This window comes from Paenibacillus sp. FSL H8-0104 (genome assembly GCF_038050215.1).
Classification (GTDB): domain Bacteria; phylum Bacillota; class Bacilli; order Paenibacillales; family Paenibacillaceae; genus Paenibacillus; species Paenibacillus amylolyticus.
This window is the reverse complement of record NZ_JBBOTC010000001.1, coordinates 1,639,705-1,659,139: the sequence shown is the minus strand read 5'-3', so window position 1 is coordinate 1,659,139 and position 19,435 is coordinate 1,639,705. Positions and strand designations below refer to the sequence as shown.

Sequence of the window (19,435 nt, the reverse complement as noted above, 5' to 3'; positions counted from 1 at the left end):
ATCAATGCACTTCCTTTCGCTTCTTGGCCCATTCCATCATGAGCAGCAGCCCGACGGAGAAGGTGACCAGCACCAATGCCACACCATTTGCGGCTGCTACATTAAAATTCTCTACATCCTGATACACCAGGGTTGTTGCTGTCTGCGTTTTGTTCATGATATTACCGGATACCACCAGCACTGCACCGAATTCCCCAAGCGAGCGCGCAACCGTCAAGACTAGACCATACACTACCGCCCAGCGGATCGAAGGCCATGTCACACTCCAGAACGTTCTCCAGCCGTAGGCGCCAAGTGTAGATGCGGCCTCCTCTTGCTGAGAACCGAGTTCCTGCAGTACAGGCATAACCTCTCTGACCATCAGTGGAAAGGTAACAAATAACGTCGCGATCACCATACCTGGGAAGGCATAGACCACATTGAATCCAACCCCTTCAAAAAAAGCACCCATAATGCTGTTAGGTCCCAACATCAACACAATCATCAAACCGCCAATGACAGGAGATACGGCATAAGGCAGGTCTACAATGCTGTTTAGCAGCCCTTTTATCCGTTCACTCAGCCATCCGGCACGAACCAGATAAAGAGCCATCATGATGCCAAACAATGTATTTAACAGGGTGACCACCAGAACCACCAGTCCGGTCATCATCAAGGCATGTAACGCCTCAGGACGCATTAACCCTTTCAGGAATCCACCTGCCCCGTCTTCAAATGCGCCAATAAAAATGCGTCCAAGCGGGATGATCAGCAGTACAATAAATACCGCAAACGTCAGTCCGATTAACAGTCGTCTCATCGTCTTCTCCCCCGCATCTGCACCAGATTGATCAGCCAGAGGATCAGGAAGGAGAGCGTCAGGAGCAACACGGATACAGCAGCAGCCCCCGTTGGATTATCACTTTCAATCTCCCCGTAGATAAATACGGAAGCAGTCAGTGTTCTTCCCGGAATGTTACCAGCCACCAGCACAACAGCCCCGAATTCAGCCAGTCCTCTGGAGAAAGCCAACATCCCCCCACTGATCATGCCAGGTGCCATGGAAGGCAGAATAACCTGCATGAACGTGCGAGCCTTGGATGCCCCCATCGTGTACGAGGCTTCTTCCTCGGAAGGATCTATTTCTTCCAGCAAAGGCTGCACTGCACGGATAACAAACGGAAACGTGACAAAGGTCATCGCGATAACAATGGCGGGCTGGTGAAATACAATCTCAAATCCCATAGATTCTGCCAGTTTCCCAATGGCACTGACCGGACCCAAAAGTAGCATAATCATCAAGCCGCCCACCGCTGTTGGCAGTGCAAACGGGAGATCAACCAGACTATTGAGAAACGATCGGCCCACAAAGCGATACCTTGTCAAAACCCAGGCGATCATCGTGCCCAAAACCACATTAATCAGCGTGGCAATGACAGCCAGCCGAATGGTCAGCAGTGCGGCTTTCCACGCGATGGGGTCCATAATGCTCTGAACAAAGTTGCTCCATCCTTCAGAGAAGGAATTGACGTACACACCGATGATTGGAAGTACAATAAGTACGATAAAATATAACAATACGGTACTGCGGAATCCCCAAGTCCATCCCTTATGACGAAGAACGGTATTCATTGCTGCGTTCCCTCCCAGCCTCCGGCTTTAGCTCCGGTCGGCAGTCTTCCTGGCTTCAATACGACATTTTTCCTAAATTGGATGATATTACTTTAATATTATTCCCATTAGTCTACTTGGTTTTGCTTTTCTGATACTTTACCAGTTTGCAGTGCTAATCGTCAATGCTTTTATTGAATATAATTGGGCCACATATGAGAACGATTAATAAAAATCGCACTGTACACTGCGCAGCCAGAACAACCTTCCGATCACTGTTATCCCCAGATTTCTTTGATCCCCTTTTTAAGGGGAAATCCGGTGATAAAGGCGAAACTTATGCTTCCGAAGCAGCTTTCCTACAGAAAGCTTTTAGCTTCCGCTTCTTCAGGTTATTTCTGACCTCTCCGTTATTGCGCGATTCAAATATCCGTCTTCATATGTGGTTTGTTTGGTATGTAGTGGTTAAGGTACAATCGAGGGTAAGAAATGAGATCCTAAGGAGTGATTTAACATGTTATACAAGAAGAATATATCCACTTCCACACGAGATGAAATGAAGGATATCACATGGGACGTAAAGCAGGTTGTCCAGAGTAGCGGGGTGCAGAATGGGACGGTGCTCATCTACTGTCCACATACGACGGCAGGTATTGCCATCAACGAAAATGCAGACCCGGATGTGAAACACGATGTCTTGTTACGCCTGGATGAGGTGTACCCCTGGGAGCATCCCGAATATCGACATGCCGAAGGCAATACAGCCTCTCATCTGAAATCGATCACAACAGGACCATCACAGACGGTGATTATTCACGAAGGCAGACTGCTGCTTGGCCGCTGGCAAGGCATTTACTTTTGCGAATTCGATGGACCACGTGAGCGGGAGTACTTTCTCAAAATCATGGAAGGTTAGTTGGGTCCAATAGGCCTGCCACCTACTCGTTCATTTTTGCAAACACAAACAGGCGGTCCACCCTCATTTCGGGTCGGAGCCGCCTGACTTGGTCTACTGCGCATATTAACTTTCGCGAGACAACGTTATAAAGAATTAAAGTTATGACAAATCACCGCCCTGAAGTGTAGGGGTGCAACAACAGCGCCATTATTGGTCGCCAGGCTGCTGACCCAGATTGCGGCACAGCACTTTGACATGAGACAGCGCAGACGATTCAATCTCCACAAACGTTAAACGGTCCTGAATGTAATAAGAAATGAATCCGTGCATAGCCAAAAATAGCGTACGCGGTACCCTTTGAATATCCTCTTCCGTACAGTTCGCTTCATTCATATACTGCCTTATAATCGATGCAAACAATTCGAAGCAACGTCCCTGTTCGGTACGACAATAAGACAACAGTTCTTCGTCCCTGATCATAAACATAATTTCGTATTGGTATGGATTCTCCAGACCAAAGCGAATAAACTCCATCATAATGTGCTCTACCTTGCTCACATCATCACGAACTGGCCTGACCATGGCTTGTAGCAGCAAATGCCCCAAATGATTGAAATCTTCAACCACGATGGCATAGAATAGCTCTGCCTTTTCCTTAAAGTGATAATACAGCGACCCATGACTATAGCCCAGATGCTGGCCGATGCTTCGCATCGAAATGGCGCGGTATCCTTTGGTAATAAAAAGGTGCCTCGCCGCCTCCAGTATCCGCTCCCTCGACAACTCCTGTTCGACTGCTCTTCTAGCCATATATTTTATTCCCCTTCAATAAAATAAAGCCGCTGTCCCTCCGTGATCCGGGATTGCCCTTGCGTCAAATCCGTGATCCAGGCTATAAAAGCCTCGGTTTCACTATCCGGCGGAAGACAAGTCAACGTAACCTTATCGGTGAATCCAGTTTCACCTGTACGGACTTCCCGGCTTCTTAACTCATTTTCCACTTTACCCAGCCACGTATAATCCAGTTCAACAAACACTTCACGATGCAGCACGTTGGTAATGGCTTCTCCGGCTTCAATGGCTGCTACAGCTCCATCCGTATAAGCACGAATTAACCCGCCAGCTCCAAGCATAATTCCCCCGAAGTATCGCGTAACCACAATTGCCACATTTTTTAATTTCTGATTTTTGATCACTTCAAGAATGGGTTTCCCTGCTGTTCCGCTGGGTTCACCGTCATCGGATTGCTTCTGGATCTCGTCCCGCTCCCCAATCATGTATGCAGAGCAGTTATGAGTGGCATTCCAATGTTTTTTCTTGATCTCATCGATGAAGGCAACAGCCTCTTCCTCTGTCGTGACCGGCATAATATGACCGATAAATCGCGACTTCTTGATTACAATTTCCAGATTGCCCGGTCCTCGAACCGTGCGATAACGTTCAATCATCCTAAATCCAACTTTCTGATCTTTTCCTGAGTCCATTTTACAAGAAAGCAGTTCACCGCGCGAACGCGGACGAACTGCCCTGGTTATCTACATCCGGGAACCCTGCATCTTACACAAACAGTGATTACCGGTTAGAATTACATTACCTTATTCAACTATATGAGCAGACCGATGAATTATTCGGAAAGTCTCGCTTCGAGCGCTGCTTTCTCTTCTTCAAAGCCTGGTTTGCCCAGCAATGCGAACATATTTTTCTTGTAAGCTTCCACGCCTGGTTGGTCAAATGGATTGACGCCCAGCAGGTAGCCACTGATACCGCATGCTTTTTCAAAGAAGTATACCAGATATCCGAAAGAATATGGAGTCATATCTGGAATGTTCACAATCAGGTTTGGTACTTGACCATCTGTATGTGCAAGCAGTGTTCCTTGGAACGCTTTTTTGTTAACAAAGTCCATAGTTTTGCCTTCAAGGAAGTTCAAACCATCCAGATCGTCCGGATCGGATTTGATTGAGATATGCTCAGCAACTTCAGTAACCTGGATAACAGTTTCGAAGATATTCCGGCTACCTTCCTGGATGAATTGACCCATGGAGTGCAAGTCTGTAGAGAAATCAACGGATGCAGGATAGATCCCTTTGTAATCTTTACCTTCACTCTCTCCAAACAGTTGTTTCCACCACTCGGACACGAAGTGCAGGGATGGCTCATAGTTTACAAGGATCTCAGTGCCTTTGCCTTTGCGATACAATGCGTTACGAACAGCAGCATATTGATATGCTTCATTCTCAGCTACGTTCGGGTTGCTGTATTCTTTGGATGCGTCAGCCGCACCTTGCATCATTTCTTCGATGCTGATACCCGCTGCTGCGATTGGCAGCAAACCTACAGCTGTCAGAACGGAGTAACGTCCACCTACATCATCCGGGATAATGAAAGATTCGTATCCTTCTGCATTTGCCAGTTCTTTCAATGCACCACGTGCTTTGTCTGTTGTAGCATAGATGCGTTTGCGAGCTTCTTCTTTACCATATTTCTCTTCCAGTGCTGCACGGAAGATACGGAAAGCAATTGCCGGCTCTGTTGTTGTACCGGATTTGGAGATAACGTTGACGGAGAAATCTTTGCCTTCAACCAGATCCAGCAAATGAGTTACATATGTGGAACTGATATTGTTTCCTGCAAAATAGATTTCAGGCGTTTTGCGTTTGTCTTTTGGCAGATTGTTATAGAACGAGTGAGTCAGCATTTCAATCGCTGCACGTGCACCCAGGTATGATCCACCGATACCGATAACAATCAGTACTTCGGAGTCGCTTTGGATTTTGGCAGCCGCTTTTTGAATGCGAGCAAACTCTTCTTTGTCATAAGCCGTTGGCAGGTCAATCCAGCCCAGATAATCGGAGCCTGTTCCTGTTCCGTTGTGAAGCTGCTCATGAGCCAGACGAATCGGTTCTGCGAAATAATCCACTTCGTGCTGATTTACAAATTGCAATGCCGTGCTATAGTCAAATGTCACTTTTTTTGCCATGATCTCAAAAACCTCCTGATTTCGATTATAGTGCGTGTTCAAACTTTGTAATCAAAAGCGGACTTTTTGAACAACCTCTTATATTATGTCCGTATTCCATTCTAAACAACTTGCCTTAAGGATACTTCAAATCCACGGGGCTGACAAGCTTGCAGCTCGAACTTTGTCGTTAGAATTCAAGAAGCAAAAAGGGTAAACCGAATCCGCGGGTTGCGGTTCTGCTTACCCTTCTTATGTTATTCCGCCGGGTACGAGCAGACGTAGTCAGTAACGCTGCGTATCTCCAGTTTAAATTTGGATTCGGCAGGCACGTGGAACGTAGCTTGACCTTGAATCTCTTGCCACTCTTCTTCTCCGGGAAGCAATACTTTCAGATCTCCAGACAGAATCTCCATAATTTCACGGGAATCCGTACCGAACTCATAACTGCCTGGAAGCATGATGCCCAGAGTCACTTTGCTGCCATCCCCCAAAATAACCGTTCTGCTGGTTACCTGACCATCATAATAAATGTTGGCCTCTTTCACTACACTGACTTGATCGAATTGTGACATGCGTACCCGCTCCCCTGAAGTTAATGAAAACAAAAGGCAAAACAGATCAAGGCGATAACGAGTCACCGCCCATCTCTGCGGAAATAAATTACTGCCATGGATCAGGACAGCATGACGCCCTCCCAATCATAGCAGCGCTTATGAAGCTATTACAGCAATGCTTTTACGCGGCTAACCACGTTATCCACCGTAAAGCCATACTCTTGGATAACACGGTCGCCAGGCGCGGATGCACCAAATGTGCTGATTCCGAGAATGTCACCTTGATCTCCAACATATTTCTCCCAGCCCATTGGATAAGCCATTTCAATCGCAAGACGAGCTTTAACATCCGGAAGAAGAACGGACTCTTTGTAAGCTTTGTCTTGTTTCTCGAACAGATCCCAGCTTGGCATGCTGATTACGCGAACTTGGATGCCTTGTTCTGCAAGTGCTACTTGAGCTTTAACAGCCAATTGCACTTCAGAACCTGTAGCGATAATTTGTGCTACCGCTTTGCCATCTTTTGCATCAGAGACAACATAAGCACCACGTTTCACGTTCTCACGTGAACCTTCAACCGTACCTTCCAGGATCGGCAGGTTTTGACGAGTGAGTACGAGTGCAACCGGGTTGCTCTTGTTCTCAAGCGCGTAAGCCCAAGCAGCCGAAGTTTCATTACCATCAGCCGGACGAATAACCGTCAGGTTAGGAATGATACGCAGGGATGCCAATTGCTCGATCGGTTCGTGCGTAGGACCGTCTTCACCAACAGCGATACTGTCGTGAGTCAGAACGTACGTTACAGGCAATCCCATCAGGGCAGCCAGACGAACAGCCGGACGCAGGTAATCGGTAAATACGAAGAACGTACCTCCGAATACTTTCACACCGCTGTGCAGTGCCATACCGTTCATTGCTCCAGCCATACCGAATTCACGGATACCGAAGTAGATGTTACGGCCGGAGTAATCTTCAGGTGTGAAGTTCTCCAGGTTGTTCAAGTGAGTCATTGTGGAGCTTTCCAAGTCAGCAGATCCACCTGTCAGTTGTGGCACGTTGTGCGCCAGACCATTCAGAGCGTTACCGGATGCTACACGAGTGGAAAGAGCTTTGTCTGTTGCTGCATATTTAGGAAGATCACGGTCCCAACCTTCTGGAAGGTCGCCGTTAATCGCTGTTTCGAATTGAGCTGCCAGCTCAGGGAAAGCTTTTTTGTACTCGGCAAATTTCTCGTCCCAAGCTTTGTTAGCAGAGATACCACGATCTTTCACTTGTGCAAAGTGATCGCGAACTTCAGCTGGTACGTGGAAGTTTTCTTCGTAAACCCATTTGTAATACTCTTTAGTCAATTTGGCTTCGTCTGCACCCAGTGGAGATCCGTGAGTACCGCCGTGGCCGCCTTTACCTTGTTTGTTCGGGCTACCATAACCGATAACCGTTTTAACTTCGATCAGTGTAGGACGCAGTGTATCTGCTTGACCTTCCTGAATTGCTTTTTCGATTGCAGGCAGATCGTTACCATCTTCAACGCGCAGCACTTGCCAGCCATAAGCTTCAAAACGCTTCGCGATGCTTTCGGAAGAAGACAGATCCAATTTACCATCCAACGTGATGTCATTGGAGTCGAACAACATGATCAGTTTGCCCAAGTGCAAACGTCCAGCAAGGGAAGCTGATTCATGAGATACACCTTCCATCAAGTCACCATCACCACAGATTGCGTAAGTGTAGTGGTCAACTACGTTGAATTTGTCTTTATTGTATGTTGCGCCCAGTTGAGCTTCAGCCATCGCCATACCTACAGCCATTGCAATACCTTGACCCAGTGGGCCTGTAGTTGCATCAACACCTGCAGTATGTCCGAATTCCGGGTGACCCGGAGTTTTGCTTCCCCATTGACGGAACTGTTTCAGTTCTTCCATTGGAAGATCATATCCGCTCAGGTGCAGCAAGCTGTACAGCAACATGGAGCCATGTCCTGCAGACAGGACAAAACGGTCCCGGTTAACCCAAGTTGGGTGGTCCGGGTTATGAGTCATCGTTTTTGCAAAAAGTTGGTACCCCATTGGAGCGGAGCCCATAGGCATACCCGGGTGTCCGGAATTTGCCTTCTCAATTGCATCAATCGCCAAAGTACGTACGGTAGTAATCGACAGGTTGTCGATTGTAGTGTTCTCGTCCTTTTGAATCGCTTCGTTCTTGTCAGTCATGGTTTGTCCTCCTCATGTCTTTAGATAAGTCGGGTGCGCAAGCGAATCCCTCTCATCATACAAGCAAACCGAATTTCACAATAAGTGAATCCGCTTGAGTGTTTCATTTTGACTTATTCACTTTTGTATTGTATCACTTGGCGTGAAGCTTTTCCATAACCTTCTTTTAGAAGTTCGTGAAAAATCGGTGCTCTGTGATGAATATTCCTTGGCCTATCAAGCAAAAATCGTACTGTACAAGGTACTAAATTCCAAAAACAGACTTAAGGCGCCTCGCAAATCCATCGCATGAAGTATAACCTTTAACCTGAAAACCATGCATTTTTTAGATATTCATCCTCAATTCACATATAATGTTCCTGAATATGGATTCGAAAGTCGGGCTGTGGTTTACTTTTTTCAGATGTACACGCGTCAATCATAGGAGGTCGCGATTATGCCAGATCCTGCTGCTCACCCATCAACATCGCTAAAACACTCATTACCCTGGATATCTGGTATTTTAACGGGGATTCTCTCCGGAGTTGTCCTGGGATTTTTCCTCAAAATGATTCAGGCCAACACAGGTGAACAAGTATATACCCTGCTGCTGAATATTGATTTTGTGCCTGGTCTTCCACCAACCTTACCCGAAATCATTGAATTTTCTCTGCATCTAATCGTGTCCGTTGTCATCGGTATCTTCTATCTGTGGTGGGTAAGGCATTCAGGCCGCCCTATGATCAAAGGAATTTTACTTGGTGCGGTCTCGTCCTTGCTCTATATCCCACTCTATCAAATGTCATCACGTGTGCCAGACCTATACGATGTGTCCGCCATCCTCTACTGGATTGTTGGACATCTGCTGTTTGGTATTGTGCTTGGCTTGTGCGGAAAGTATATCAACACAACAAAAAAAGCGACTCCCGCTTCGTAAACGAATTGGGGTCGCTTTATTGTTAGTCTATTACGTGGTTCCGAATCAACCTTGCACAGTATTAAAGCGTGAGCTTAAAATACAACGGTTTTATTTTCGTGAACAAGCACGCGGTCTTCGACATGCCATTTCACGGCACGTGCGAGCACAACACGCTCAATGGTACGTCCAATACGCTTCAGCTCGGTTACATCGTCCCCGTGGCTTACACGCTGCACATCCTGTTCAATAATCGGGCCGCCATCCAGTTCTTCCGTAACATAGTGCGCTGTCGCACCGATTATTTTGACACCGCGGTTGTACGCCTGCGCATACGGTTTACCACCCACGAAGGCTGGCAGGAACGAATGGTGAATATTAATGATTCGATTGCGGTAGTGCTCAATGAACATCGGAGAGATAATCTGCATGTAACGAGCCAAAATGATCACATCCACATCGTTGCCGATGACGTCCAGTTGGCGCTGTTCCGCTTCTTTCTTCGTATCTGCTGTAACTGGGATATGATGATATGGAATGCCAAATGATTCTACATAATCCTTCATGTCCAGATGGTTGCTGACCACAAGAGCAATATCGGCATCCAGATCGCCTGCCTGCCATTGCCACAATAATTCAACCAGACAGTGATCTTCTTTGGATACAAAGATAGCCAGTTTCTTCTTGCGGCTAACCGCAGATAACGTCCATTCCATTTGGAAACGGCTTGCCACTTCTGCAAAATCGGCTTCCAGTTTCGGCAAATTGACCAACAATTGCGGAAGATCAAACTCAATTCGCATAAAGAACATGCCGCCAGCAGGGTCCATTGTATACTGGTCCGACTGAACAATGTTTGCACCATGCTGGTGTAGGAAATGAGATACGGCAGCTACAATTCCTGGACCATCAGGACAGGAAATAAGCATGCGCGCACGATCGGCGCGGTTTTTAGAATCAGGGCGTACTTGTTTAGCGTGGATCTCCATCGGGTTATTCTTCCTCCTTCAATTAAGCCATGACCTGCGGGATTAACCCGCAAGCCATGCAATCAAGCGATGATTCAGTTGTTCTTCATTCAAATGCGGGAATAGTGCAGCTTCAGTCACCATGTCATAGAGGCGTTCCAGCGGTTCGCGCGGATCTGCCTTTTTGGCTTTGGCATCATTTTTGAGCAACGTCCACACATCCAGAATATACGAACGAGACTCAATCTCTTTACCTTTGAAAAAGTGTTGCAACTGTTCTACTTCAGTCAGGAATTCCTGGCCAAATCGACCGGCAACATCCCCACGAAGCAGCGCAATCTCAACCTCATACATTGGACGCTGTGTCTTGGACTCTTTACCAATCCAAGGTGTCTCCAGAATAAATGGACGTCCTTGAAGCTTCTCATGGTTGACGATGCTGTTAATCGCTTCAAACCCGATCCAGCCAGAGCCAATTGGTGTATGACGGTCCTTGTGCGCACCCACAGCATTCTTACTATCATTAATATGCATTACGGCAATGCGGTCAAGTCCTACCGTACGATCGAATTGTTCCAGTACACCGTCAAAATCATTAACGATATCATATCCGGCATCATGAATGTGACATGTATCCATACACACAGTCAGGCGCTCGTTATATGTTACTTTCTCGATAATCTGAGCGATCTCTTCGAAACTGCGACCCATCTCCGTACCTTTGCCAGCCATGGTCTCCAGAGCGATGTTCACATCCGTGTCTTTCACACCCTCCAGCACTTCATTCAATCCTTCTGCGATCCGTCCGATCCCATAGTGGGCATCTTTGTCTGTAAATGCGCCGGGATGTAATACGATGTTCTTCACACCAATAGCATGTGTCCGACGAATCTCTTCCTGAAGGAAATCTACAGCCAGTCTAAACGTATTATCTTTGTATGAGCCAAGATTAACAATGTACGGTGCATGGACAACGATATCTTCCATTCCACCCTCTTGCATGGCAACCTTGCCTTCTTCAATATACATGGACTCAATTGGCTTGCGACGTGTATTCTGTGGTGCACCCGTATATATCATAAACGAACTGGAACCGTACGAGGACGCTTCCTTCGTTGCACTCAATAATCCCTTGTCCGAAAAGGACACGTGGGAGCCGATTTTCAGCATTATTGATCCCCCTTATTCTGAATTATCCCTTATTCTAACGCGATTATCGAAATAAATCTAGAAATGCGCTATAATTCGGGATAGAGGCTATTTTTTACAGCTAATATGTGGAACATGGGTAGGCGGAATCCGTCTTTCCGTGAAAATCAATGAACCGAGGTGACTCCGCAATGATTTTCGACTCCTACGCGATAATACTGAACAGCTATTCCCCCAGCAATTGGTTTATGAATACGATCGCATTCTGGACTTTTTTATTGCTAGGCAGCATGTGTATCGGTGGATTTTTCATGATGCGCAAGTTTTTGAAAGTGCTACCAAAAGCAGACGGAAAGTCCAAACTGGATTGGCAGAATTATTGGGTTGAAGCCAGCCGTCACTTATGGACAGATGAAGCCAAAGCTTTTTTGGATCAACTAGTGGAGCCTGTGCCCGGGCCATTTCGTGACATCGCCAAACATTCCATTGCTGCAGAGATCGGTAAGATTGCAGTCGAAGACAATGCCACGGAAGTATCGAGAGATCATTGCATCAAAGGATACATTATTGCCACACCGAAGCGGGACAATAAGTTTTTGGTAAAATTTTTGGAGAAAAACAAAATCGATTATTCCCCTTATCAACATTTGATTAAATAAAATAAAAGATGAGTTAAGTGGCATATAGATTTGGTTAATTAGATACAGATATGCTCCGTCAGGTAAGTTGTTCCCAACAGGCATTGCTTACCGTACGGGGCTGTTTGTCGATCCAACGGTATGTATCAGCGCAGTGAAAATACAGAGAGGATGTTTGATATGAAAATTGCCATTTGTGGAGGTACCGGATTTGTAGGAGGAGCACTTGTAGATTACTGGTTGCAAGCCGGGCACCATGTGAAAGTTATTACACGAAAACTGCCTGACTTGCATAATCCAAGTAAAAATCTTACATATATATCGTGGGAACAAGTCGAAGAACAACCTCACTTGCTGGAAGGTATGGACGCTCTCGTTAACCTTGCCGGAGAAACGCTGAATCAACGTTGGACAACCAAGGCGAAGCTGGAAATTGTTGAATCCAGAGTCACGACCGTAGCGCGGGTAGCCCGATTGGTAGAATCCCTTGAACAAAAGCCGGAAGTGGTCGTTCAGGCTTCTGCCATGGCCATCTATGGAACCTCTCCTAACGAAACCTTTGACGAGAGCAGTCCGCAAAAATCAATGAATTTCCCCTCCCGGGTCTCGGAACAATGGGAAGTTGCTGCAGATGCTATCAAAGATGTAAGACTCGTTAAAATCCGGGTGAGTCTGGTGCTTGGACATAAAAGAGGTGCTTTTCCATTGATGAAACTTCCTTATATGCTAGGTGTTGGTGGCAAGATCGGCAGTGGCAAGCAATGGACTAGCTGGATTCACATTATGGATATCGTAAGACTCATTGATTTTAGCATTCAAAATAAACAAGTGTCAGGTCCGGTCAATGCTTCCTCACCGAACCCTGTTACCAATGATGAATTCGGTCGTACGGTCGGTAAAGTGTATCATCGCCCTCACTGGTTCCCCGTACCCAGCTTCCTGATTAAAACCTTGGTCGGAGAACTATCCGTTGTCGTGCTTCAAGGGCAGAGAGTCATTCCGCAAAAAGCTCTCGACCACGGATTCCAGTTCACCTTCCCAACCTTAACCCAGGCACTGGAAGATCTGAAACACCGCGGCTTATCTGACTGATTGAACTATGTCTTATCCAACCGACCGATAAGTGTAGACTGATTCCGCAAGTGTAAATGTGTCTCCATCCGCCAATGGATACTCCTTATACGGAGCAAGAATATTGCCCTGAAGAATGGTTCCATTGACGGAACCCAGATCCTTAATCACATAGCCCGATTTGTTCCGGCTCAATTCCACATGAGCACGGGACACCCCGGTCGCTTTGTCCACCCACTGAACCATGTCTGCTGATCTTCCGATGACAAAAGATGCTCCTTGCACATCCATCCGTTCATGTTGGTCACTGCTTCCCGATCTTCGTTCAAGATAATAAAACGCCATCACCGGGCCTACCCCTGTAACATTACTTCCACTCAGATTCTGCAAATTCACGGTTGCCTCTGCAACTGCATCCTGTCGAATTAGCTCTGAAGTTGAAGCTACCGTTTCCACATGGCGTTGAACGAACGGTGGTTCGGAGTGTTCAGATGCCATATGCAAATTTTGAAAACGGGAATGCTCGCTACCACCTTCTGAGGCGGATGCAACCGTTTGGTTTATGCGTTCCACTGGCCTTTCAGCTGCATTCCAGCGCCAACTCTCCTGAAATTGCTCCTCTTCATCATCCGTCTGCTTACCTTTGTTCTTACCTAAATTGAATGAAAAAGACCGCTTATTCTCTGAGGCATTATGAGGGCTTCCCTTACGCTTCCACGTCCATCCTGCTACACCAAGCAAGCCAAGGCTGAGTACCATACACAGGATCATCTGCGTCTGTCCCGGTTGCTCCATGTAAATAAATCTCCATACCAATGCCATGGCAACCATACAGCCCAATATGATATAAGTTACTTTGGAAGATCCAGGCTTTTCCTCCACTTCCATATCAACACGCTCTAGCGAATCATACGAGTTACTTCCTTTCTTATCCATACCGTTTGAACTCTCTAATGGAACTTGCTCAGGTGAGCGCCTGCCTGGAAAGGTTCGAGATCTCACCGGAATGTCTTCAACCTCGAATTCACTTGTTTTCTGCGGCTGACGGAAATTTAGTTGCGGCCCTACACCAACATTTTGAACGGGAGGACCGGGTTGATATGGCCGAGAAGTACCAGTGGCTAGCCTGCTATCTCGCTCAGAAATCGACGAATGAAGATCACCTCTTGGATCATTGGGTGTGTCCAAAGTTCTGGACGAGAGAAATGCTGCGCCTCCTCCATTCTCTTGCTCGTCAGCGTATAACTCCAGCAGAAGCTCGCGCAACTGTCTGATATCCCAGCGTTCGTTGTCACATAACTGCAGAACACGCTGAATACCTTCTCCCTGCAGTTCCTGTACATGTGCCATCAATCTGATCACTAGTTCACGGAATTGCTGAGGTGTTGGATCAACTTCAACTGTATCCATGATTGGCACATATACCATTCCAAGTTCACCCTGTTCGAATGAACCGTTAATGAACAAAGACTCTTCCTGGATCAATAATTTACGAGGCTCCAACATATACTGTCGGCATTCCGTGAAGGCATCGGCTAGTTGGAACAACAAACCATACAGAACACGCAATTTGATTTTGCTTGACTTTAACATCTGAGATAACATCTTGTACCCTGATATGTCGTACTGCAAAGTTACATTTCGATCGACTTCCCGAATATGAACAGGAAGAAGTCGCGGAATCTGATTGGAGGACAACATCCCCATCTGTACACGGCTCAATTCCTCCATTCGTAACCCGTCTGCTTTCTCCAAAACCATGAACGCTCCGCCGTTACGAATAAAATCTCTCGTTAATCCATACATGCCAATCCTCTCTTTCCATTGTTATTCTCAAATTTCTCTACTTCTTCACTTAAGGGAAAAGTCCTGAGACAAGGACCGTGATAAATCCAGGTAACACCGCCAGCATAAACGGAAACTTCAATGTCTTCTCTTTGTTTACCAGCTTGAGCGAACCGAGCATGAAAAAACCTGCAAGACTACCTGCCATGCCTCGAATTCGTTTCGCTGAATCTTTACGGAATAGAAGTATTACTAGACCAATTGCGCCCGCGTACAAAACGGAGTAAATAATGACATGAATGCCAAAAGCAAGTCCCGTCCATGCGCCAATCCCACCAAACAATTTCACATCTCCTGCCCCTACGGCTCCAATCGCATACATCAGAAACAAAATGCCAAAACCTGCTGCAAATCCAGCGGCTGAGAACAAGAAACCATCCCAACCTCCCCATATGATGTGGGCCAATACGCCTGCAACAGTCACGGGTAAAGTCAATCGATTTGGAATTTTCATTGAACGAATATCTGTAATAAAAGCTGCAATGATGTATATGCCACAGGCAATGTAAAACCACTCCACCTCCATCATCTCCTCACTTATTTTCTGGAGGCCACGGTAAACGTAGTCTCCGTCTTGGCACCGTCCCCTGTCTCGACAACAAAACTCCATGTTCCTTCTGTTGTCCGAGTACCAACAAACCAATTCCATTCAATAATTCCATTCTCATCTGCGGTGGCCCAGCCGATGTGCTTCGCAGAACTTTCACCTGACTTGTAAAATATCGTTAAGTTGGCTGTCGCTCCTGGTTCTACCTTCACCTTAATCGTTGCATTGTTGCCTATGTATGCCGGGTCAGGCTTCGACAGTACCGTTGCTGAACCCGCAGTATCCCCGTCTCCTGCGCTGCCATCTGATCCTTCTCCGGTATCTCCAATCCATACCCGTTCTGCCGCAGCAGCCTGAATCCGAAGCCGTTTACTGAGAAAGGGGACTTTTATAGGCAATTCATAACTCAGTTCAAGTCGGAAATATGGATTTGTTTTGTTTTTGAGATCAGGTATCGAAATACCATTCACATGAACACGTTCCATATTAAGCAGCGTTGGCTCGATAAAAGGTCGAAGCAGCGGTTTTACCGTGGGATCAAGTACGGTTTCCAAGACGGATGTTTTGATCTCCTGTAGTGGCTGTTCACCACTGGCCGCCGCTGAACGTACCCAATCACTTAAAGGCTCGGGTAGAGAAGAAGCATAACCTTCTGCCCATTCCGTCAGTGATAACTCTGGTATCTTCCAACCCCCTCCTGAACCTTCTCCGCCAGCAGAATCAGAAGGTGTGAATGCAAGGGAAACGGGATATATTTTCGTTGACAATTGCTTCACCGCTTCACCCGCCGTGCTCTGTAACGCTGTGGAGATTAGAGTCATTTGCACTATGAAGATGAGAAACATGATAAAGAATATAAAGACAGGTAACACCAGTGAAGCTTCCAGAACCATGCTACCCTGTTCCTTTTTTTGAGAACATATCTGCTTTTTGAGAGACTTCAAACGCTGCAATCTGATTATTCGTGTTAAACGAATCTGCTTTTGTGCGCTTTCTTTTTCATAATGTTGCTGCTTATCCATAATCCCTCCACCGAAACGATCCTGATCATTCAATAGGAATAATCCGCCTTCCGCTCAATGAAAAATCGTCCATCTTCAACTTGGTCCGCACTACCCATAACTGCACCGATGCTTCTAACCACCCCTGGTAAAAACCACAGCTTGATGCTACTACGCATGTTACCCGAAGCATACGTCTGTTTCTCATCTGGATTCACACCGGTATTCATTCGAATTAGCGCCAGCATTCTGGACATTTTGCGTTCATTGTTGCTATGCATCAATAGGAACAATCGGAGATGGTCCCTGTACGTCAGTTTGACTTTGATATACTTGGACAATTCCACACTGCCCTCTTTTGCTAGTTTCACCATATCCGCGATGGCGTTTGTAATCCCGTATAAGATTGCCGCCGATAAAACCAGAAGTGGATTCCCAAGCTTGCTGTGCTCAATTAACCCTTCTGCCGTCCGAATAGCCAGCCGCATACCAAATATCTCCGCATATGCCGCAGCGATGTTACCCGAAGGATTATGAAACCCGTAAACGATATACTCCAGTTCCTGATTCTCCAGTTTGAAAACATCACCAGCATCTCCACTACCTTCAGTCCAGGTAAATAACTGACCAAAATCCATGGAGTTGAAATAGGCTAAAGCATATTCATTCTGAAACAATTCGTCGCCAAGACTGTCCAGCAGACCGGACATCCCGCCAAACAAACTGTCCATCCCTTTCATGGCATCGCCACCAGAGTCATAGGGATCTCCAGCAATCTCTGCCTTTTTGGCTTCCTCACGACTAGCCTCGTTAAAAGCAATATTAGCGTTGTAATATTCCTCCAACTGTTTGAAAGCGTCCATGGAACCCGAGCTTCCATTCTGAATCTGCGACAAGATTCGTTTGACTTCCTTCAATTTCCCTTTGGATTCTTTGTCATTTGCTTTGCGCTGGGCATCCGACCCACGACCACTCTCCAGCTGCTGTTTACTCTGTTGGATGAGATTGGAAGGACCGCTACGTACATAGGTGTCAATATATCGTTCCGTAACCTGACTTGCCTGTCTGACCGCCGGTTTAATCGGAACACCGCTCATGGCCGTGACACTGCGAAGCTGTGTATTCAATTCCATGTTGTCTCTTCTGACGTTAGAGAAGTCCGAATTCTGGGAAACAACCCGTGCCTTCAATTGATCAAATAGGCTATCTGCCCTCACAAGCTCCGAAGCAAGAGAACGCGTGCTTTTAGCTTCACTGCCTGATCCAGTAGATGCAGGACTCGTTCCAGGCAAACTCGAGTTGCCCACGTTGTCATAGCTCGCATTCTGCGAACGGTTCTCCCCCTCCGCGATCACACGTTTCATTTCCTCATTAACTTTGCGCGCTTCTTCGATTTTGGACTGTGCTTCCTCCAGCTTTGTTTGATGGGCCTGTAACGCGGGCTGTATGATCATGCTGATGCCTGTCACCACATTACCAACACCAGTCCGATAACGAGCCAGTTCCAATATGTATTGTTGCTCTCTGAATGGCAGTCCCTCATCCGCCTGTTTCTTGTTCAGATAATCTGCATAACGTGCCGCTGCCTCGGCAGCTGTCTCTGGTGTATCTTCCAGCATCTCTTCATAGATGGCCTGTGAAGGCGGGTCCATGATCAACTTTGGAAGATTCTTCAGTTTCTCCGCGGATTCTGTCTGATTGGCAATGGCTTCATCCAGTAATTCTTCACGTTTGTCATATAACTTCTGTAATTTTTTCAGCAAGTCTACCGTGTGCGCGGCTTCCTTCATCTCGTCTGATATCGGTTTGAACCGATTGATCACTTCAAGGGTAAAATCAACCGGAGCCCGATACTTCATATCCTCCTGAATCTGGCGATTAAATATATCGTATCTGCCCAGTTCACGCTCCATGCTCAGCGAAGTTGTATCCCACTGGATATCCAGAATGGGGAATCCATCTTTTACAGCTGAAGGCTTCACGCTATCATTCAACACTTTAGCCATAATTGCATCCCCACTGCTGTCGCCATACCCGAATAGACCATACTCCCGGAGTGATGTGTCATAGGCTGACATGACGGATCTCATCGCAGCATGAGTCATGCGTTCGGTCTGCACCTTGAATGCCGCTATACGAGCGTAATCAATAAATATTGCGACAAACATATAAACTCCGGCCAATATTAATATTAAAAAAAGGGTTACGGCTCCCGACTCACCGTCTTTTTTTCTAAACAGCTCCGCCCTCCTCCTTTTCTCACTTTTTGCTTTTGCCAAAATGCTGCACAACCAGTCCGGCTTCTGCCGCTGTACTGGTCGCCGCACCGCCTTTCCCTTTAAACTTGGCTGCATAATACCGGATTAAATCTACCGTTCGAATGAATTCAACCGGTTCAACAACTGCGGACGATCCTTGAGTGAGGACACGGTTACCTGAATCGAACAAAAAAGAAGGAAGAGGCAAAGAAATTACTTGTTCCAGCTTGGTTGTTACTTTCCGCTGAATCAGAGAATTCTGATACTCAATCGTTCCTTTCATAGCTGAGGGCATATGTTGCACCGCTTGTGCTAATTTCTGTTCCGAGAGATTGCCACCTTCACCACCAGGTATAGAGACGCTAACCTGATTATCCGCTCCCGCCCAGCCAAACAGTGCTCCAAGCATACGATCGTCCGTCAGTCTCCAGTACAGATTGTCATGTTCTCCAACACCATATTCACCCGTCATCGCCTGTTTGTGGCTGTTGTCCCAGCTATAGGCTGCACGTTCCGAAGCTGCATAAGCATGTTGATTCAAGAATGTCTTTTGATACATGTACATGGTGAAAAAAAGCAATAACACAAGAATAAACAGCACAACAGGGAAGATCAGGGAAGCTTCAACGGTGAAGCTCCCTTCTTCCTTTTTGAACTTGTTATTCGAAAAATTCATTACTTTTATTACTCACATTAGTTAACAGTCTCTCTACCAACGTCTTAATTTGGTTTTTAAAAATCAAAGCAATAATGATAATAACCCCGATAATCAGAATCAGTTCCAACGTGCCGAGTCCGTCCTCTTCTTTCCAAAATGCGCTTACCTTGTTTTTTAACACTTCCATCATC

General features: G+C 46.4%; 19 protein-coding genes. 4 read left to right on the top strand and 15 right to left on the bottom strand.

Annotation, left to right across the window (positions count from 1 at the left end):
• Position 1: 1 nt before the first annotated feature.
• On the bottom strand, positions 2-799 hold the full coding sequence (locus NST38_RS07375; RefSeq protein WP_036610772.1) for a sulfate ABC transporter permease subunit: 798 nt from the start codon (positions 797-799) through the stop codon (positions 2-4).
• Complete coding sequence (gene cysT, locus NST38_RS07370) at positions 796-1,611, bottom strand: sulfate ABC transporter permease subunit CysT (protein ID WP_341343871.1); 816 nt, start codon at positions 1,609-1,611, stop codon at positions 796-798. The genes NST38_RS07375 and cysT overlap by 4 nt, the downstream gene beginning before the upstream one ends.
• Before the next feature lie 493 nt (positions 1,612-2,104).
• Here cysT and NST38_RS07365 point away from each other — a divergent pair, with 493 nt between their 5' ends.
• The gene (locus NST38_RS07365) at positions 2,105-2,506 is read left to right on the top strand and encodes a secondary thiamine-phosphate synthase enzyme YjbQ (protein ID WP_036669103.1); all 402 of its coding nucleotides are present in this window, start codon (positions 2,105-2,107) and stop codon (positions 2,504-2,506) included.
• A gap of 189 nt (positions 2,507-2,695) precedes the next feature.
• On the opposite strand, the gene NST38_RS07360 is transcribed toward NST38_RS07365, so the two are convergent.
• The 5 genes from NST38_RS07360 to tkt all read right to left on the bottom strand — a co-directional run bounded on the left by NST38_RS07360 (position 2,696) and on the right by tkt (position 8,214).
• Positions 2,696-3,298: a TetR/AcrR family transcriptional regulator gene (locus tag NST38_RS07360; protein WP_036669101.1), complete on the bottom strand. Its 603-nt coding sequence runs from the start codon at positions 3,296-3,298 to the stop codon at positions 2,696-2,698.
• A 5-nt stretch (positions 3,299-3,303) separates the two neighbouring features.
• Positions 3,304-3,936: a YigZ family protein gene (locus NST38_RS07355; RefSeq protein ID WP_036669098.1), complete on the bottom strand. Its 633-nt coding sequence runs from the start codon at positions 3,934-3,936 to the stop codon at positions 3,304-3,306.
• Between the two features lie 176 nt (positions 3,937-4,112).
• Positions 4,113-5,468, bottom strand: coding sequence for a glucose-6-phosphate isomerase (locus tag NST38_RS07350; protein WP_017689982.1), 1,356 nt, complete (start codon positions 5,466-5,468; stop codon positions 4,113-4,115).
• A 236-nt stretch (positions 5,469-5,704) separates the two neighbouring features.
• On the bottom strand, positions 5,705-6,022 hold the full coding sequence (ppnP, locus tag NST38_RS07345; protein WP_017689983.1) for a pyrimidine/purine nucleoside phosphorylase: 318 nt from the start codon (positions 6,020-6,022) through the stop codon (positions 5,705-5,707).
• A gap of 149 nt (positions 6,023-6,171) precedes the next feature.
• Positions 6,172-8,214 (bottom strand): transketolase, encoded by a 2,043-nt coding sequence (gene tkt, locus NST38_RS07340; RefSeq protein WP_076251558.1) that lies wholly within the window; start codon positions 8,212-8,214, stop codon positions 6,172-6,174.
• Positions 8,215-8,650: 436 nt separating this feature from the next.
• On the opposite strand from tkt, the gene NST38_RS07335 reads away from it, so the two are divergent.
• Complete coding sequence (locus tag NST38_RS07335) at positions 8,651-9,130, top strand: hypothetical protein (protein ID WP_341343870.1); 480 nt, start codon at positions 8,651-8,653, stop codon at positions 9,128-9,130.
• Between the two features lie 74 nt (positions 9,131-9,204).
• Here the strand turns inward: NST38_RS07335 and purU are convergent, their stop codons facing one another.
• Both purU and NST38_RS07325 read right to left on the bottom strand, forming a co-directional pair.
• Positions 9,205-10,098, bottom strand: coding sequence for a formyltetrahydrofolate deformylase (gene purU, locus NST38_RS07330; RefSeq protein ID WP_017689986.1), 894 nt, complete (start codon positions 10,096-10,098; stop codon positions 9,205-9,207).
• Between the two features lie 42 nt (positions 10,099-10,140).
• On the bottom strand, positions 10,141-11,247 hold the full coding sequence (locus tag NST38_RS07325) for a deoxyribonuclease IV (protein WP_036669096.1): 1,107 nt from the start codon (positions 11,245-11,247) through the stop codon (positions 10,141-10,143).
• A gap of 170 nt (positions 11,248-11,417) precedes the next feature.
• Here NST38_RS07325 and NST38_RS07320 point away from each other — a divergent pair, with 170 nt between their 5' ends.
• Positions 11,418-11,885 (top strand): DUF2621 domain-containing protein, encoded by a 468-nt coding sequence (locus tag NST38_RS07320; protein ID WP_036610792.1) that lies wholly within the window; start codon positions 11,418-11,420, stop codon positions 11,883-11,885.
• Positions 11,886-12,044: 159 nt separating this feature from the next.
• The gene (locus tag NST38_RS07315; protein WP_076251555.1) at positions 12,045-12,956 is read left to right on the top strand and encodes a TIGR01777 family oxidoreductase; all 912 of its coding nucleotides are present in this window, start codon (positions 12,045-12,047) and stop codon (positions 12,954-12,956) included.
• 12 nt (positions 12,957-12,968) lie between these two features.
• Here the strand turns inward: NST38_RS07315 and NST38_RS07310 are convergent, their stop codons facing one another.
• Genes NST38_RS07310 through NST38_RS07285 form a run of 6 tightly spaced genes read right to left on the bottom strand, consistent with a single transcriptional unit; the run spans position 12,969 to position 19,434 of the window.
• The gene (locus NST38_RS07310; protein ID WP_076251553.1) at positions 12,969-14,741 is read right to left on the bottom strand and encodes a DUF6382 domain-containing protein; all 1,773 of its coding nucleotides are present in this window, start codon (positions 14,739-14,741) and stop codon (positions 12,969-12,971) included.
• A gap of 49 nt (positions 14,742-14,790) precedes the next feature.
• On the bottom strand, positions 14,791-15,306 hold the full coding sequence (locus tag NST38_RS07305) for an A24 family peptidase (protein WP_076251552.1): 516 nt from the start codon (positions 15,304-15,306) through the stop codon (positions 14,791-14,793).
• Between the two features lie 11 nt (positions 15,307-15,317).
• Entirely contained in the window at positions 15,318-16,349 is a 1,032-nt protein-coding gene (locus tag NST38_RS07300; protein ID WP_076251740.1) for a hypothetical protein, read from the bottom strand.
• A 29-nt stretch (positions 16,350-16,378) separates the two neighbouring features.
• The gene (locus NST38_RS07295) at positions 16,379-18,607 is read right to left on the bottom strand and encodes a hypothetical protein (protein WP_256720036.1); all 2,229 of its coding nucleotides are present in this window, start codon (positions 18,605-18,607) and stop codon (positions 16,379-16,381) included.
• Entirely contained in the window at positions 18,588-19,262 is a 675-nt protein-coding gene (locus NST38_RS07290; RefSeq protein ID WP_076251550.1) for a TadE/TadG family type IV pilus assembly protein, read from the bottom strand. Before NST38_RS07290 ends, NST38_RS07295 begins: the two co-directional genes overlap by 20 nt.
• Positions 19,246-19,434 carry a Flp1 family type IVb pilin gene (locus NST38_RS07285; RefSeq protein ID WP_036669085.1) on the bottom strand — a complete coding sequence of 63 codons (189 nt, stop codon included), beginning with the start codon at positions 19,432-19,434 and terminating at the stop codon, positions 19,246-19,248. Before NST38_RS07285 ends, NST38_RS07290 begins: the two co-directional genes overlap by 17 nt.
• Between the last annotated feature and the right edge of the window lies 1 nt (position 19,435).